A 15,146-nucleotide genomic window follows, 5' to 3' on the forward strand; every position below is an offset into this window, starting at 1 on the left:
TCCAGCGGCAGCTTTGTCGGGAACATCGGTCACACGCGATAGCCCTTACGTTCCGAACTTCGAGAACTAAGAGAAGGCAATACCAGGGAGCGCACGGCGCTTTTAGCCATTTTCATCCCATTCACCGCGATGCCGCTAACTCCGTAGCGGCATTGGAGCGCCCCTAGCGTGCTCGCGTCACTTCATGAACACCCAGTATGGCCGGCCCTGTAGCGATGAACTATGCAGGCAGCACCGCCGGCTGGCCGGCAGGCCATCCCGGATCAGGTAGAACATGTCGGACAGCGCGGTCCGCCCGCCGTAGTACGAGTGGCCCAGCAGGTCGGTGCCGGCGTCCGAGGCGTCTATGGTTTCGATGCCGTCGAGTACGACGAGATGGATGCCCGACTCTCCCAGGCGCGCGCCGTGGTGCCATTGCTCGGACGCCGCGAGCGCGTTGTCACGCGACGACGCGTACAGAGTGACCGGTGCACCCAGCCGGAGCAGCCCGGGCGCGATCTGTTCGGTGAATTCGGTCGTGCCGATGTCCGGCGCGGTCAGGATCACGGCCTTGATGCGCTTCATCTCGCTAGGGTCCGAGGCGGCCAGCGACGCCAGCACGTGCACCAGACCCCGGTTGCCCATGCTGTGCGCGATGAGATAGACGTTGTCCGCGCCCGACTGGCTGAGAATGTCCCGCAGGAACTGCGCGAGATGCGGCTGGGCGTCGATGATCGCCTGCTCGTCGGCCGCGTAGGCCAGCGGGCTGAGCTGGCCCTGCGATGGCCAGCTGAAAAACACCGGTGCCCCGTCAAAGCCCAGGTCATAGGCGATCTGTGCGGTCCGGCGCGCCGCGTCGACAAAGCTAACGTTGAAGCCGTGGATGAACAGCAGCACGCTTTTTCTGGCCGAAGCTTGGATGTCGTGCCGCATCGCCGCCCAGAATGCCGCACCGTCAAGCGTCGATGTTCGCACGACCATCAAGTGCTTCCCTGGGTCTTCGCGGAACTCGAAGCGCCAGATCGAGGGGGACTCCAGGACGCCCATCCGGTGATCGCGGGGAATGCTGACCCCGACCTCGCCAAAGGTCAGGTGGTCAGCCCGAGTCGTGCCGAAGGTCGGCCCGGACGACGGGCCGCTCGCTTGCCGGTCAGTCCCGTAGTAGACCGTCTCGACGACGTAGTTGCCCCTCGAGGACCCGGCATCGGTGTCCTTTTCCGGTCGTCCTTCGCGCCCGAGTGAATAGCACTGAGTGGCGGCCCCTATCGCTGCTGCACCGTGACCGTGAGCGCAATCTTCGTCTGATCCGCCCGCCAGCTTGCAGACCAAAAAGGCCTCGTTGGCACCACACTCGAGCGCCGCGGTCTGTTGCTGAGTTTGGCAGGCGGTTGCCGTCAAAGCCAGCAATGCGGCTGCAAACAACCTGGTCATGGGATTCCTCCAGCAACTTTGCTTGCTTATCGCAAGCGTGATAGCCGAGTCCGGTCACCTCTTCTGCTTTGGCAAACGTTCGGGCCCCCGTTGCGCGGCCTGGCGATGCTAACGATCCCGTTCAAGCGCCGCCTATTCCGACCTATGAGCGTCGGCATCCCGCAGCAGGGATCACGGTCAGGAGCAGTCACGTCCGCTTCACCAGTTCGATCGGTGCGCCCATTGTGGTTCCGGTCGTCGGGTCACGAATGTGATCAGCATAGGCAAGAGACGACAGGTGCGGCACTTATTTCAATGGCGGCTGCGCTCAAAGGGCGTGTCGCCGCGGTCCGCGGGGCAAGTGAAGGACGCGGCGGTAACGGGAAGGGAATGGCCGCCGGGACGAGAACTTAAAACGTTACGGGCGGGTTATGGGGCGTCTCCCGTTCGAATCTTTGCAGATGGAACGGCCTTTTACTGGGCGGAGCCGACGTCTGAGGGACAAAGCGAAGTCACGGACGAACATCGCTTCCTGGCCGACCGTTGCCCGATTCGGTCGGCCGAAGCCGTCTAGGTTTATTCGATGCCTGCCATCGGCCGCAGGAACGTGCATGCCTGTGCGCATGTTGGCAGGCGTCGAATAAACCTAGACGACAGTTGCCAATCGGTGTGCAATCGACGAGATTGTTGCCGAGTGCCAGTGCGCGACCCTTCTCTGCCTTCCGCTGATCGCCCGTGTCAAGGGCGGCTTCCAAGGTACAGCGGTAGGTCGTGCGAGTGTCGCTGAGCGGAGTTCAAACGCAGCCTGTGGGTGTCAGTCTGCTGTTTTATGCTCCGAGCTAGCCTGCGGGAGTTCGCATTTCTTTTGCAACGTGTCAAGGGTAGCTGTCAGTTTTCCCAAGCTCTCGTCAACGATCTCGCGTTGCTCTTTGATCTTAGTCTCCTGACGGTTGGCCTCCCAAAGTCCGACCCCCCACTTGCTATTGTCATCCCCGGGGAGCCCCCAGAAGCGGATGTAGGGTTCGTTGGCATATTTTCGCCTAAAGTCAAGTAAAGCAGCTTCGAGCAGGGCGAGCCTTTGCCTTTCCTCGATGGTCGCCAATTTCAGCTCGGCGATGTCCGTCAGCAACGACTCGCAGGCGGCTGGTCGAACCTTGTTAGCTGGTTCGATTTCGATCAGGGCAAGATGCTTAAAACCGAGGCTACCACTACGACCCGCAAAAATGGATCCTCCGAATGCGAGTAGGACAACAAGCATTAGAAATGAACATGAAAGTTTCGCAAAGAAATCGACGGCTTTCTTCGCCGCGCTATCCTTTTTAACGTCCGACTTCGGATCTGTAGGTACCGGATCGCTCATCGCTCTTTCCTCGTCGCTGGCCTGCCCAAGAACGTAGTCAGTGCTGCGAGCTCATTGAAGTTTGCACGGCTGCTGAAGGGAGTTAAGCTTAGCCGTGATCTTGTCAAACGATTCGGCGACCGCTTTGCGCTGCGGAGTGATGGACTTCCACTTGTTTTCGTCTTCGTAAAGTTCAGAACCCCACCCATTTCCATCGGGTTTGGCAGTGCCCCAAGACCCGGTCTTCCCTGGCACCGCACCCCTGGTTTCAAAATCGATGACGTCACGTTGCTGCGACGACAGTTGGCCAGTCTGATCACCCAAAGCCGCCTTCAACTTTGCAACCTCCCCGAGCAACGACGTACAGTCTGCTGGCAAAGCCCTATCCGGCTCGATAGTCATTACTGTGTCTTCCAGAATGGTGAGTTTTCCACTTCGACCGGCAGCGACCAATCCCACGAATATCAGCACGACAATCGTCAGCAAGACTCGACACAAATGCGCCGCAAGCCACTTACCTGCCGCTTTCCAAGTTCGCGCTCCTTGCGTTGTGGCTTTTGCCGACGCATCGGAAGCCGCGTTCTTCTTTTCTTCGGGCATGACTATCCTCTAACTGGTGCAGGTGGACCAATTGATTTCTACGATATCGTAGTGCTGCTCTTATTCTGGAAAATAGCGTAGAGCATGGTTTCGCTCAGACCAAGCTGTAAGAGCTATTTGAAAGAATATGCCCCTGATGGTGTCGTCAACCGCACGCAAAATCACGAACATCGGGAAACCAGTCTATGAAGAGCCGCCCGCCCAGTGACCCGTATTTGGGAAGGTCCGCAATTGGGGCCGCTAGTACGCGCGAGCACCCGCTGATTCTTTCTTCCCGGGGGCAATGAAAAGCGACGATTATTGCGTCTTCACGGCCCAGTCAAGCCAAAGACGCACCGCTTGGTACTTCCTTAGCGCGTGGTCGCCGCAGCTTGCCGGAAATGGAACAGAGACGTAGTTCTGGGTCGAGTCGACGGCCGGTACCGCCATATTCTTCGCGAAATTGTTGTTCGTCCTAGGGAACGCCATCTGACACATCTCGGGTTTGCCAATCGTCTCCGGTGTTGGGTAAAGCGCAACGCGTACAGTTGCGTCAAATCCCTTATACGCCTGCGCCCAACCGATGACCTTTGCCCGTACGCGTCCGTCGCTCCCCTCAATCAAATGCAATTCCGGGCCTTGATTTACACCTCCTGGTTTCACTAAATGCCAGGTCCAGTCTGTCAAGTCCCAGCAGGGATCAAACATGTAGACATGCTCAGTTGAAGAACTGCGGGCGTTGTCCTTCTGAGTGGCAAGCATATCCTGCGCGTCATGTAGTCTGTTTTTACATGGGGCGGGTTGCTGTTGTGCGAAGGCTGCAGCAGTGAAGCACAGCGCGAGAAGAAACACGACAATTCGATGTTTCATCGCGCCCCCCTTGAAAAATCTCGGCGAACCGCGCCAAAAGTTTCAAGAAGCATAGGCGATGGTCAAAGAGAAGCAAGTTCGCATCAAAACGATCCGGCAGGTTCCGAGAGTGAACCGGCCGTTGGAACGACGGCTAAGTGTTTTGCGAGAACGGTAACTATTGGGCCGTTAATTGCCAATCGGTGTGCAATCAACGAAATCATTGCGCGAACGGCAACACGCGACCCCGAAGGAGACAGTCGGCTAACGCCAAAGCGGTCAGTCCCCTGCTCCCAGGATATTCCATGCTTACGTCGATGCCAGGACTTTTGCAGAGATTCCTTTAATAATGCGATCCATTATTACGCCACGTGCCATCTCGCTTACGTTGTCGCGCCGGTGCCGATTGTCGCCTAACCTACACCCACCCAACACGCGCCATTTCCGTGTTGACTGGTGTAACCCGTGTACTACATTAAATTTAATGTGCGTTGGCGCGTATCAGTTCGGCCGGATCCTAAGGTGCGAACCGTTCTCAGTTAGCCGAGGGCAACGTGACAGTGAACCAACCCTTCGATTACACAAGATCCAATCCTGACGATCCGTTCCTTTTGCGGAAAGTGGAGCGCGCCCCGGCGACCAGTTCTGCGTTGATTGCGGAAGCAGCACAGTTTGGGCCGATTCTGCAAACGGCCCGTCTTTTCCACTCTGGTTGCATCAAGCGCCACGGGCGCATCGCCTGGTTTTCGGACATTCGCGAAGTGCGGCCAAAAGGATCAAGGTAGCGGACGGTGCTAGGAGGAAAGCAAACACCGAGACATGAGATCAAAGCGAGGCAAAACGACAACGCGCGGAGGTCCGAGCTGGTCGGTGACCACATGGCTAAGCGTTGATCGGAGAGAAATCAGAAGCAGCATCCACTTCGTTGGACAGATGTGTAAATTTCCTAAATTCAGGAGAATTCCATGGATGGTATGCATCAATTCACGAGTACGCTTGAAAACTTTGATGGGACGAGTTCTGCGAGCGGACATATTGAGATTCCACCAACCCCGACGATAGGACAATGTTACATTTCCATGTATTTTGACGAAACAGATCCGAATATTTCCCAGCTTACGTTCGACAGCTGCGAGTTCATAGACGATGACGGGATCCAACGTACCCAACAAATAGATGATATTGCCTTCGTTCGAAACAAGATGGTTAGAGTTGATTATACGATTGCGGTGCTAGATGGTAAGGCTAGCTTCATAATAAATCTATTTTTTTGGCCTCGTGTATTCTAGATTTAAACGGAGTATAGAAATGACTCATTCGACATTCGGCGGTGGTGGTGGAAACGCGCCTGAAGTCTCGGACGTATATGTAGTAGCTATCTACGACCCAAAGACTGGAAAGATTCTCCATACTCATAACGTAACAGTTTTTAAAGGTGGACGATCTGTAACCGAAAAAGAAGCTTTAGATACAGCCTTCGCGCGTGCCTCCGATGCAGGTCATCAAACAGACAACTTGAAGAGCACGGTATCAAAAAATCCGCAGCACGGTCGATCTCCACACAAGATTGATCTAGCTACCGGACAGTTCATACCGGTGCCCGCTAAACGACCGCTACCTCGGCAGTTGAGCGAGCGAAAGGACTCCTGATGACTGCCTTATGCCATGTGTGCGTCGCTGACCGGCGTTCGGCAGATGACAGCGATGGCCGCCGAGTACGAGGCAGCCGACATGACAGCTCGGATGGCGGTGTGCAATGCAGACATGCCCGTGCACTGAGTAAGCCGATAGGGCAGTAAAACACCCACGGCCGCAGAGGCGTCGACGGCCAGGTCACCGGCAATTTCAGTGCTGCGCGCATGAGGTTCCTCACCACCTGGTCAGTGTACAGATGCGGTCTCGCCCGAGTGGAACGGTGCGGCAGCAGGGTTACCGGTGGAATCTCTGTGCGGCTATCGGTGGCGCTGCGATGGCGGGCAAAGCCGCGCACAAAGCAAAGCCGCCTGGCCCACTCGGCGCGTTGAATCCAAGGACGTTGCGACCATTCGGCCACCAGGTCATTGCAGATGTACTCTACCTTCCGTGCTTCCATGAAGTCGACGAACTGGAGCAACAGCCGGCTGGCCTCACGCATCTTGAAGCCCAGACCGTGGCGCAGGTCAAGGTACTCCCAGAGTCCCTCGTGAAGCGTGTTCATAGCACGCCTCCCGGCCAGGCCATTACTAATGTCCGAAAGTTTGTTGACCTCCACCTTCGCGTAAATGCTGGTTGACTGCACGCTAGATGGCGTAGCACCCGGCCGATCTAGGCAGCGACGCGCCACGCTGCAAGCCAAAGCATGCCGGAACTGATGCGAGCCGCGATGAGGCGCGTCGACTCTGGCTCGTATGATTGCGTGACGCACAATCGTGCCAATCCCGTTTGAGCCCTCCATCAACCCGCGTATCGGCGCCACGGGAAGGAAGAGGTGCCGATCTCGACTGGCGGGCTACTGATGTCAATTAGCCGGAGGTGCCCCCTGTCGGTTGTGGCGCCCCATCGCGCATCTTGGTCACGACCTGCTGGGCGCCAGCCGCCATCAACCGGGTGTCCGAACTGATGTTCACAAACTGGCAACCCTTGGCGATCCGCTCTAGGGCTTTCTCGGGCGTCCCCTGGTTGCTGCCGGCAACCACCCCATGCGCCTTGGCGCGAGCGATAACGTGATCGATCGCCTCGGCCACCGTCGCATCAACGTCGTCCAAGGTCGGTGTGAAGCCGAGGGCGAGGGAGAGGTCGGACGGGCAAATGTATATCGCATCCAGTCCCGGGACGGACAGGATTTCGTCGAGATTGTCGAGCGCCTGACGGGTCTCAATCGTAGCGAAGACGACGACGGTGTCGTTGGCCTGCGTCGGGTAGTCGGCGCCGCCATAGAGCAGCGCTCGAACCGGGCCAAAGCTGCGGCTGCCGCGCGGCGGGTAGTGGGTGAACGCGACCAGTTTCTCGGCGTCCTCACGGCAATTGACCATGGGACAGATGACTCCATAGGCACCGGCATCGAGCACCTTCATGAGAATGCCCGGTTCATTCCACGGGACTCGTGCCATCGGTACCGTGTTAGTGGTCGAAATCGCGGTGAACATGTCGACGGCTTTCTGATAGTCGCCCACGCCATGCTGAAGATCAACGGTTAGAGAGTCCCAGCCCTGGTGTGCCATGGTTTCCGCGGAAAAGGTGCTTGGGATGGTTAAAGAACAGTTGACTACCGCACCACCGGACTTCCAGATCGAGCGAATTCGATTCTCTCGCATGATTGTTGCTCCTCGGATCAGCAGTTCAAGCAAGGCGACTTGGTTTCAAATGTTCAGCGCAGGATCGGGGACAGCCGTTGCCGACGACGACAATGCGTCGCTAAAGCCGCACGAAAGCGCGCACGACTCACTTACAAGCCGGCTCGTGCAACAGAAGAGGGCAGCGCTTGCCCGTCTTCCCGAAATCGAGTTAGCGCTTCGTTATTGGGAACTCAGCCGCAGCCGTTTGCAACATCGAGCTGGCCTCCTGGACCTAGCTGATTAGGTCGTACATCAGCGCGTACTGCGCAGCCGCACCTTTTTTGAGCCGTTCCCTTGGGCACTAGAATCGGTTTCGACCATGCACCCTCGTCGCTTCGCCAGCCCGGTTTGACCATATCCACACCTGGTCGGTTATAGCATTCGCTAGTTTTCTGTCAAGGCCGCTGTGCGTGGGGCTTTCAGAGCTTCAGTGGTTAGCATTGACACGCGAGGAATACATGAACTCCCCGCGCTAGATCCGTTTACCTCGATGCAGCTGCATGCATCAAGCCGTCAAGGGCTAGCCATCATACATGTCATCATTTGCCCATTGCAGTCGGCGCGACTGCAGCTTGCCACTTCACAATCATCCTTGCGGTCTTCCACACTGCTCGCTTCGCTAGCCCCGCGTCCATCGAATTCGATTCTGCGTAACGACTGACCCACCGATGTCCGATCGTATGCTCCGCCTTCATTCTCTCGTTTCGGAGGTCACGTGATCTCCAGAGCGAGGAGCAGTAGTAGGATGCCCAACTACCTCATGCTCTGGTACCAGAGGAAGGGCCTTCTTGGGAGGTCGCCTTGACCTGCGGGACAGCCGCTTCCTGCATCGGCCAACTCACACGGTCGACCCGGAACTGCCGCTCCCGCCACCGATACGACGCGTTCGCGTTCAGAGCGGAGCGTCGCTCGGTTTTCGTGTGAGGCGCGCGGAAAATAGTTTGCCGGGTAGAGCTGGCGTCGTTCGCGTACAGGCGATCAATGATCGACGGGATGAAACGCACGACTTTCGTAGATAGGTCATCAAGAGCACGAGGATTTTCGGACGAAACAAAGGTGAGGTGAATTGTGTGTACCCAGAAAGGATGTCAAATTACACTGAATCCCCCAGCTCTAAGGTGAGGTGTTCTGTGAGTACCTAAGAGCACTATTCGAAAACCCGCCTCGACGCGGAAACGCCAGCACTCGCTTCCGAAATAAATCAAACGTTGTGTCGTCCGTTACTGTCTGTTAGTCGTGCGCGCTAACGCCGATTCAAATCCAACAAAAACTGCTGCTGGAGACTTTCCGCCCCTCTGAGAGCAGACCCTATGCCAGCCGTTCGCATCGAACGAAGGCGGCCGGCTATATGATTGACTGAACCAAAAAAAAGTCTTGAATTTTTCGAGCAAAGTTCTATAAATGTGCAATCGCTCATTCAGACAAAAAATTGTAACGCTTTTCGATGCAATTTTCGATTTTGCACGACAGATTGATCCGCACTCACCTGGCGTTGTTTTACTAGGAGGACTGTGTTTTGCCAAACTGCAGCGGCTGTCGGGCCTACATGTCTGTAACAGGCAAGAAAACAGGGCAATTCCAAGGAGAAGGTACGAACGCCCAACACGCAGACCAGATCCGAGTCCTTGCTTTCACGATGGGAGTCACATCGCCTCGTGATGCCGATACCGGGCAAGCTACGGGCAAGCGTCGGTTCCAGCCAATAACCATTATCAAGGAGTGGGGCGCAGCTTCCCCCCAAGGCCTCGAGGCCTGCGCAACCAACGAAGATCTTAGTACGGTTAAAATCGAGTTCATAAAAATGAAAGCAACCGGCGAGGAATACGTTTCCCAGACCGTACACCTCACCGATGCAACGATAGTTGACATTAGTCGATTCATTGGCGACGCCGAGGCAGCAGTAGACTTACAAGTCGGTTTTACGGATGCTGGAGGATTGGAAAGGTGGTCGTTCATGTTCCAAAAGATTGAAGTCGACGACGCGGACGGAAAGACCTCGTTCGTCGATAAATGGTAGCCATACCCTAACGTCATGGGCGTCCTAGAAGGCTACTGGCATCCTACATCTGACCGGCTGAACAGCGGTGCGCGTAGCCGAAAGATCCTTCAACGACTTCTATAACTTCGTTATCCTTCTTTCTGGCTGATACCGTCGATAGATCATTGGAGTTCCGGTGACTCGATCCTTACGGCCTGTCGTCTGCGCATCTTTCTCGACTATGGGCTGAGCGATCACGTCTACCGATACAAACCTGTGCGCGCGATCATCGCAAGCCCCGTTCGACGCCGATATCCAGCGACAGTTTTCGAAACGCTTGGAGAGAATTCGAAGTCTTATATAACCGGCTATGAAACAACATGCCATTGAATTTATGGAATAAGGTGCTACGCTTGCCGGAGTCGCGGTTTCAAACGCCTACTAATGCAGAATCGCCGTCTATCACCATTTATTAGAATAGTAGACGGTCGATTGATTCTATGGGCATTAGAGATTGCGATCATTTTTTCAGTGAAGAAGGTCGTTCGTCGCTGGAACTGAACCCATCGACTGATTCCGAGCATGGAAGGTGGCGGTCTCGTTGGTCGGCGCCGGGCATCCACCTTATCGCGAGTTTCGAGGATACACCCATGCATCTCCGTTTCCAGATCACTAGCGTGACTCTCGGCGGTATGTTCCGAGAGTCATTCAAAAATCTCGCACTCTGCGTGCTGGACGAAGTTGGTGGGCGCAAAGTTGAGCGCATTGAGATTCTCGATACAAATTCGTTTGGCGTGGGCTCCGTTCGTGCATTCTCTATCCTCGTCAGCGGTCCAGCACCGACGATGATCCCCGGCCACGCGGTTGCTTTCAAGCAGTTGATTTCCGTTTATCTCGCCTCGATCTCCGATCTCGAGGCGGCGGGCGAAGGTCCGAGCGCCCCGGAACAGGTCCCCCTCATTGTTCAGTTCGACGTTGTGTTCGAGATGCGACCAGAGGGAACCTTCCTCATATTCGCCTTCGATTCGCTTCACGGGCCGTTCGGGGACGACGGTCTGACACCGGGACAGAAGGCGGCGCTAAAAAACGCGGAGGCTGTACTCCGAAATACGTTTAAACCGATCGCTACTCCACTCGACATCGCCTCCTTGGCATCCAAGATCGGGGCAAACGGGGCGCCCATCCATGCCGGTATGGCGACGACTTCCGACTTCAGCGTCGTGGAGTTGCGCCTAGAAGTTGGACAAGCCGACACCGGTACCGAAGAATTTGTTCCGTGGGAGGAATTCTATACGCGTGGCGTTACAGAAGTTTTCCTAGGTACCCAGGACTGGGGCATGCTGATCAGCCAAGACCTGATCGTGCGCAACGTGCGCGATGTGCTCCACGATAAACTAGGCGCGCAGCAGGCGGTTCGGCTAAACAGTGGTCCCGATGTGTCTTGGTCTCCGTCGGGAGGCGTGGCCTTTCTTACGGCCACCTTCAACTTGGATGCACTAGATGCCTGCCAATGCGCTTGGGGGAAGATCGACGTCAACGCGGACGTAACATTGACAATTATCTTATCTGCGGAGAACGGTGGATTACGGCAGGATATTCTCATGGACCGTGACGCGGACAATCTTCAGCTTCTCTGCTGTGAGCTGACCGCCGCTATCACCTGGCCAATAATGGGACTGAACGAAGTTGTCCAAGGTCGGGTGAGTTTTAGTGACTATGTTCTAGGATTAGAGTTAGGTCCGTTGGCTGTCTTCATCGTCGCCGTCGTCAAGGCCAGCCAAACACCACCCTTGGACCTAGGGGCATCGTGCGAACAAAACGGGGATCATATCGTTTGCCGGATGGCTATACCGCTTAACGATCCACCTCCCGGTCGCTGCGGCCCGCCCTCAGGAAGTAGCCGTCAGTTGGTGGAAGTAGCTGGTATCGAAGACGGGCTTGTGTTGCGCGGTACCGCTCAAGTAAATCTCCTGACGCCCGCGCAGGTGGCCGTATCGGTGGAACCGTTCGAGTGGCGGGCGCCGGAAATCACCTGTTCGGGAGTTCTCGGAGACTTTGCCGCAGTGGCGAACGTTCATCTGTCTAATTCTGGTCAGTCACGGATGGCATTTTGCGGAGCGAGCATGGTGGGGCCGACGGCGCAGACATACTCGCCATTTCTCTCGGTATCGTTTGAATATTGCCCGTTTCGACCGACAGTGACACTGTCGATACCGCCAGGGATACAACTAGATGGCCCGGCCGAAATCCTCGTCCAGACTAGCGGCGGGAGCCGTATCATTAAAATTCAGCCTCCTACCGCACTCTCCGAGGCCCAGATAGAAGCTTTTAACGAGATTGCCAACCGTTGGCGGCTCCAGCACTGCTTCACAGAAGTGGACGACTGGTTTCGGAACCACCACCGGTTCAACCCTAAATGGTTAATCGATCCGAGCCCAGAGGGGGCTGTAGAGCGGCAGTTCTGGGGGATACGCTTTTCCGGCCTCCCGGGAGGAGCCAGGGTATCGTTCGCAGAACGTGATGGCCCTAGGATTGCAACGGGCGTCGTTTCGTCGAAGGGCGGACTGACGATGGATGTGGCGGTGCCGCGAGACGCAGGACTTACGTTGGTCCATAGCGCAGACGGTGACGCGCGCCTGGGCGGCGGGGTTCCACCCACGGGCGCAACTGCGCAAATAAGGATGCGCCAGGCGCGCCTGATACGAATGGCTGAGATACAGCTTGGCGGACGTAGCCTGCAGAGTGGCGCGGAACTTTCCGCGCGCACACCGCAGGTTCATTCTTTGAGCGCGAAGAGACATACAGCCTAGCCGACCCATCGCAGCCCAATCTCGCAGCCTCCTTTTCGGTCCCGCCAGTGACGAAGGCCCGATGGCTTGGCGACCATTTTGTCGGCTGGAGTGATAGACGCGCGTGGTATCTGTCGCCAGGCGGCATGATTGTCGAGCTTAGGTGTGAAGCGCGCCACGTGCGCGATGCGGCAGGCACCCGAAACTACACGGCATTGCTGACAGAACATGGCATCTTACTAATCGGCAATGACGGGCGGATACACAAAAGGATCGAAATCGACGAAGGACGGTCCCTGGTAGCCACGAGCCATTTTCTGGTCGTCGCCGCAGAAAAACGAGTGCTTTTAATCGATATAGATTCCGGGCGGATCGTCGCGGAAGATTTCTCGCTTGGTCGGGTGGACTGGTTGTCGGCGATCGAACACTCGCCGGGAATTGTCTCCGCAAGGGTAGCCGACAAGTGGCTGGAATTTCGCGTTTTCGGCGAGCCGCCGGGCCTGCAATATATCGCGGAACTGTTCCGGCGACCTTGGTATGTAGGATCGCGGCGTGCCGGCTCTTTGCTTGCTACGCTTGACGATGCTGGAAAGATGGCGATCGAAATGGCAGACCGTTCAGTGACCTTATGACCGACAATAGGCCTTATCCGTGTCGGACATGCACGTGGGCTGAACGGTTTCTCGAGCTGTCCGGCTTCGGACCCGAGCATCAATTTGCGCGCCGAGAGCGGTGCCGTATCTGGATCTCGGCAGCCAATACGGACTGCAGCGATGCCCTGCGCATCTCCGCGACGCGCCTTGACGTCAGCCAGAAATGAGGCGACGCGCAACACTTCCAACGGCCGTGACCGGCGTCCGCTATCTTGGGCGAAGCGGACTTCTGAATGTCGGTTCACGCGTGAGAGAGAACGACCGGAGGTGGCCGCACCCGGCCGGCTAGTCTTGGAATGGGCCAGCTTCGAACGTCACCGCTCCATTCTCGTACTCTCGGCTCCATATGTCGCGGGGTTCTTCACCTGCCCCTTTCACGGCGAAAGACGCATTCGGTAGGCATTGCGCCAGCTTGGTGAACAGGGCGATGATCGACCAGCTATCCAGGTAGAACAAGGTCGACGTCGGAAGAGCTGATTGACATGCCTCCGTCAAATGCTTCAAGACATCGTGGCTCAGCGCATGCTCATCGATGAAACTGACGATTCGATCTCTCGATCCGGCGACATTCAACGGCTCGCCGTCGAATGGATAGACCCAAACTTGTGTATGAAAGCTCATTAGGAGTCTCGCAGCAGTAGCTACGTCTTCTTAAACATAGGTGCTTGAGGCAAGGGCGATTGGCGACGATTCGAAGCTAGATGTCGAACGGCCGGAACTGGCCGGACACGGCAGTTTGCCGATCAGGCTGAATGAAGGTTGGCTACGCAATCGTGGATTGCCTGCGCGAACTGCGGATTGGACAAATCGATACCAACACCCGCGAGCGAAAGCAACAATTGCTCGATGCCTTCGACAACCCCGACGATGCGCCCGTTTTCTAAGGGATCGCTAAAGCTAGGTAGTGCTTCCGGCAAGTTGGATTCGATACTTGCGATTCCGTCTTCAACCCTGAGGTCGATTCCGAATGGCAGCAAAAACGCTCGATTCTTATCCATTTTTCCGATCTCGACGTCGTCCACAGCGGCATTGTCAACGATCCAGCCAGCGATGTCGAATGACTGGTTGTGGCCGACCCGAGCCGTCGTTCGATTCTCGGATCGAAGCGCTTGCAAGCGGTCGTTCAGTAGTACAACGGGCGCTCGGAAAGTACTTGGCTATCCAAGCTGCAAAGTCTTCCGAAGATAAAATTATGACGAGAGTGTCATCTGCAGGTGCATACACAACAAGCGTGTCGCCCTGCAATAGCCTCGCCTGAAGGACGCGTAGCTTTGCCTCCAACCAGCCAACGGTACTTGCCGCGTCATAGCCGTAACCCTCAGCAAAGCGATGAAACAACTCTTCGTCCACGACGCCGGTGGATTTCAACTTTGTGTCTAGCCCGCGATTCCAGACTATTGCATCGCTTGGGGTCATAATCCGATGTGGAATTTTCGGAGATTCTAGCCGCTAGAAAGCTCGCGACCGGCAGCAACTGGGCCGTACCCCGACCGATGATGCCGCGTCGCCGATCCGCGAGTGTCGATCCTGGCGGCTACTTTAGCGCCCAATACCAGTTGCCGGCATATTTCCTGTCGACCGTTTCCTGCGATTCGAAAGTAAACGTGAGGCTGTCGACGAGAGCGTCGGCGCATCCGCGGACTCGGAACACTTCCTTGAACTCCTTTAAGAGTGTTTCGTTTCCGGCCAGCAGATCACGCTCCGCATCTGTCTTTGTTTGAACCAGGAACCATGTCTGGGTTGGTTCAAGTGCCGTTACGATGCAATCTTTCACGCGTCGCAGAGAGAGTGCTCGCAGGTCAGTCTCGGCCTGTAGCACTATCAGGCGAAAACTTGCTTCCATACCTCCCTTACCTCGCCGGGGATCGGCGGTTGTTCTTGAATCATAGCCCATTCGAAGCGGCACTATACGATGTCGCAGGCATAAATTGTCGGCGATTTAGGCACCGCAGTCGACCGTCTGCTCTTGGCCGACTGCCGTCTGGCGAATTCCGTCCCAATCGGTGTACGCACGAACGCGATCGTCATGCTCCCCTCGCCGACGGCAGATGCAACCCGTTTGATTGGGCTCAACCTGCAGGAGCCGCATCAGTAGCGTCTGTTTTCCCCTGACGCGGAAGAGACCTGCTTCGGATCGCCTCACACCACAAGCAAATATTCCTGGGACACTCGATTCGAGCAGGTAAGGATGCCGAGTGTGCGACCAGCGTCCAGCGCTGACGACATCGTCGCCCCTCTGTTGCTAGATTGTGGAAT

12 protein-coding genes and 1 pseudogene are annotated in these 15,146 nt (G+C 56.3%); 4 read left to right on the forward strand and 9 right to left on the reverse strand.

Annotated elements, in window-relative coordinates; all coding sequences use genetic code 11:
* Positions 1 to 177 precede the first annotated feature (177 nt).
* From BPHY_RS36460 to BPHY_RS36475, 4 genes are all read right to left on the reverse strand, one after another.
* Positions 178 to 1,410, reverse strand: a complete 1,233-nt coding sequence (locus BPHY_RS36460; RefSeq protein WP_012406497.1) for an alpha/beta hydrolase — start codon at positions 1,408 to 1,410, stop codon at positions 178 to 180.
* 793 nt (positions 1,411 to 2,203) lie between these two features.
* Positions 2,204 to 2,749: a hypothetical protein gene (locus tag BPHY_RS36465; RefSeq protein WP_012406498.1), complete on the reverse strand. Its 546-nt coding sequence runs from the start codon at positions 2,747 to 2,749 to the stop codon at positions 2,204 to 2,206.
* A gap of 51 nt (positions 2,750 to 2,800) precedes the next feature.
* Positions 2,801 to 3,328: a hypothetical protein gene (locus BPHY_RS36470; RefSeq protein ID WP_012406499.1), complete on the reverse strand. Its 528-nt coding sequence runs from the start codon at positions 3,326 to 3,328 to the stop codon at positions 2,801 to 2,803.
* A gap of 297 nt (positions 3,329 to 3,625) precedes the next feature.
* A complete protein-coding gene (locus tag BPHY_RS36475) occupies positions 3,626 to 4,177 on the reverse strand; it encodes a hypothetical protein (RefSeq protein WP_012406500.1) in 552 nt (183 codons plus the stop codon).
* Positions 4,178 to 5,464: 1,287 nt separating this feature from the next.
* On the opposite strand from BPHY_RS36475, the gene BPHY_RS42300 reads away from it, so the two are divergent.
* Entirely contained in the window at positions 5,465 to 5,806 is a 342-nt protein-coding gene (locus tag BPHY_RS42300) for a hypothetical protein (protein WP_146174482.1), read from the forward strand.
* An 851-nt stretch (positions 5,807 to 6,657) separates the two neighbouring features.
* Here the strand turns inward: BPHY_RS42300 and BPHY_RS36490 are convergent.
* Positions 6,658 to 7,449, reverse strand: a complete 792-nt coding sequence (locus BPHY_RS36490) for an HpcH/HpaI aldolase family protein (protein ID WP_012406501.1) — start codon at positions 7,447 to 7,449, stop codon at positions 6,658 to 6,660.
* Positions 7,450 to 9,016: 1,567 nt separating this feature from the next.
* On the opposite strand from BPHY_RS36490, the gene BPHY_RS39020 reads away from it, so the two are divergent.
* The 3 genes from BPHY_RS39020 (at position 9,017) to BPHY_RS36505 (ending at position 12,869) form a co-directional block, all read left to right on the forward strand.
* Positions 9,017 to 9,487: an Hcp family type VI secretion system effector gene (locus BPHY_RS39020; protein ID WP_052306260.1), complete on the forward strand. Its 471-nt coding sequence runs from the start codon at positions 9,017 to 9,019 to the stop codon at positions 9,485 to 9,487.
* A 611-nt stretch (positions 9,488 to 10,098) separates the two neighbouring features.
* A complete protein-coding gene (locus tag BPHY_RS36500) occupies positions 10,099 to 12,258 on the forward strand; it encodes a hypothetical protein (RefSeq protein ID WP_012406504.1) in 2,160 nt (719 codons plus the stop codon).
* Positions 12,259 to 12,305: 47 nt separating this feature from the next.
* Positions 12,306 to 12,869 carry a hypothetical protein gene (locus BPHY_RS36505; RefSeq protein WP_012406505.1) on the forward strand — a complete coding sequence of 188 codons (564 nt, stop codon included), beginning with the start codon at positions 12,306 to 12,308 and terminating at the stop codon, positions 12,867 to 12,869.
* Between the two features lie 306 nt (positions 12,870 to 13,175).
* Here the strand turns inward: BPHY_RS36505 and BPHY_RS36510 are convergent, their stop codons facing one another.
* The 4 genes and pseudogenes from BPHY_RS36510 to BPHY_RS43630 all read right to left on the reverse strand — a co-directional run.
* A complete protein-coding gene (locus BPHY_RS36510; RefSeq protein ID WP_012406506.1) occupies positions 13,176 to 13,511 on the reverse strand; it encodes a hypothetical protein in 336 nt (111 codons plus the stop codon).
* A 122-nt stretch (positions 13,512 to 13,633) separates the two neighbouring features.
* Positions 13,634 to 14,005 (reverse strand): hypothetical protein, encoded by a 372-nt coding sequence (locus BPHY_RS36515; RefSeq protein ID WP_012406507.1) that lies wholly within the window; start codon positions 14,003 to 14,005, stop codon positions 13,634 to 13,636.
* 419 nt (positions 14,006 to 14,424) lie between these two features.
* A complete protein-coding gene (locus tag BPHY_RS36520) occupies positions 14,425 to 14,733 on the reverse strand; it encodes a hypothetical protein (protein ID WP_146174484.1) in 309 nt (102 codons plus the stop codon).
* Between the two features lie 146 nt (positions 14,734 to 14,879).
* A pseudogene (locus BPHY_RS43630) lies at positions 14,880 to 15,123 on the reverse strand (hypothetical protein); the annotation flags it as partial.
* Between the last annotated feature and the right edge of the window lie 23 nt (positions 15,124 to 15,146).

The organism is Paraburkholderia phymatum STM815, assembly GCF_000020045.1.
Lineage (GTDB): Bacteria > Pseudomonadota > Gammaproteobacteria > Burkholderiales > Burkholderiaceae > Paraburkholderia > Paraburkholderia phymatum.

What these genes read in the sequence shown, in the direction of transcription:
- BPHY_RS36460 (WP_012406497.1), bottom strand. Translation starts at nt 1,410, where the DNA reads ATGACCAGGTTGTTTGCAGCCGCATTGCTGGCTTTGACGGCAACCGCC.
- BPHY_RS36465 (WP_012406498.1), bottom strand. Translation starts at nt 2,749, where the DNA reads ATGAGCGATCCGGTACCTACAGATCCGAAGTCGGACGTTAAAAAGGAT.
- BPHY_RS36470 (WP_012406499.1), bottom strand. Translation starts at nt 3,328, where the DNA reads ATGCCCGAAGAAAAGAAGAACGCGGCTTCCGATGCGTCGGCAAAAGCC.
- BPHY_RS36475 (WP_012406500.1), bottom strand. Translation starts at nt 4,177, where the DNA reads ATGAAACATCGAATTGTCGTGTTTCTTCTCGCGCTGTGCTTCACTGCT.
- BPHY_RS42300 (WP_146174482.1), top strand. Translation starts at nt 5,465, where the DNA reads ATGACTCATTCGACATTCGGCGGTGGTGGTGGAAACGCGCCTGAAGTC.
- BPHY_RS36490 (WP_012406501.1), bottom strand. Translation starts at nt 7,449, where the DNA reads ATGCGAGAGAATCGAATTCGCTCGATCTGGAAGTCCGGTGGTGCGGTA.
- BPHY_RS39020 (WP_052306260.1), top strand. Translation starts at nt 9,017, where the DNA reads ATGTCTGTAACAGGCAAGAAAACAGGGCAATTCCAAGGAGAAGGTACG.
- BPHY_RS36500 (WP_012406504.1), top strand. Translation starts at nt 10,099, where the DNA reads ATGCATCTCCGTTTCCAGATCACTAGCGTGACTCTCGGCGGTATGTTC.
- BPHY_RS36510 (WP_012406506.1), bottom strand. Translation starts at nt 13,511, where the DNA reads ATGAGCTTTCATACACAAGTTTGGGTCTATCCATTCGACGGCGAGCCG.
- BPHY_RS36520 (WP_146174484.1), bottom strand. Translation starts at nt 14,733, where the DNA reads ATGGAAGCAAGTTTTCGCCTGATAGTGCTACAGGCCGAGACTGACCTG.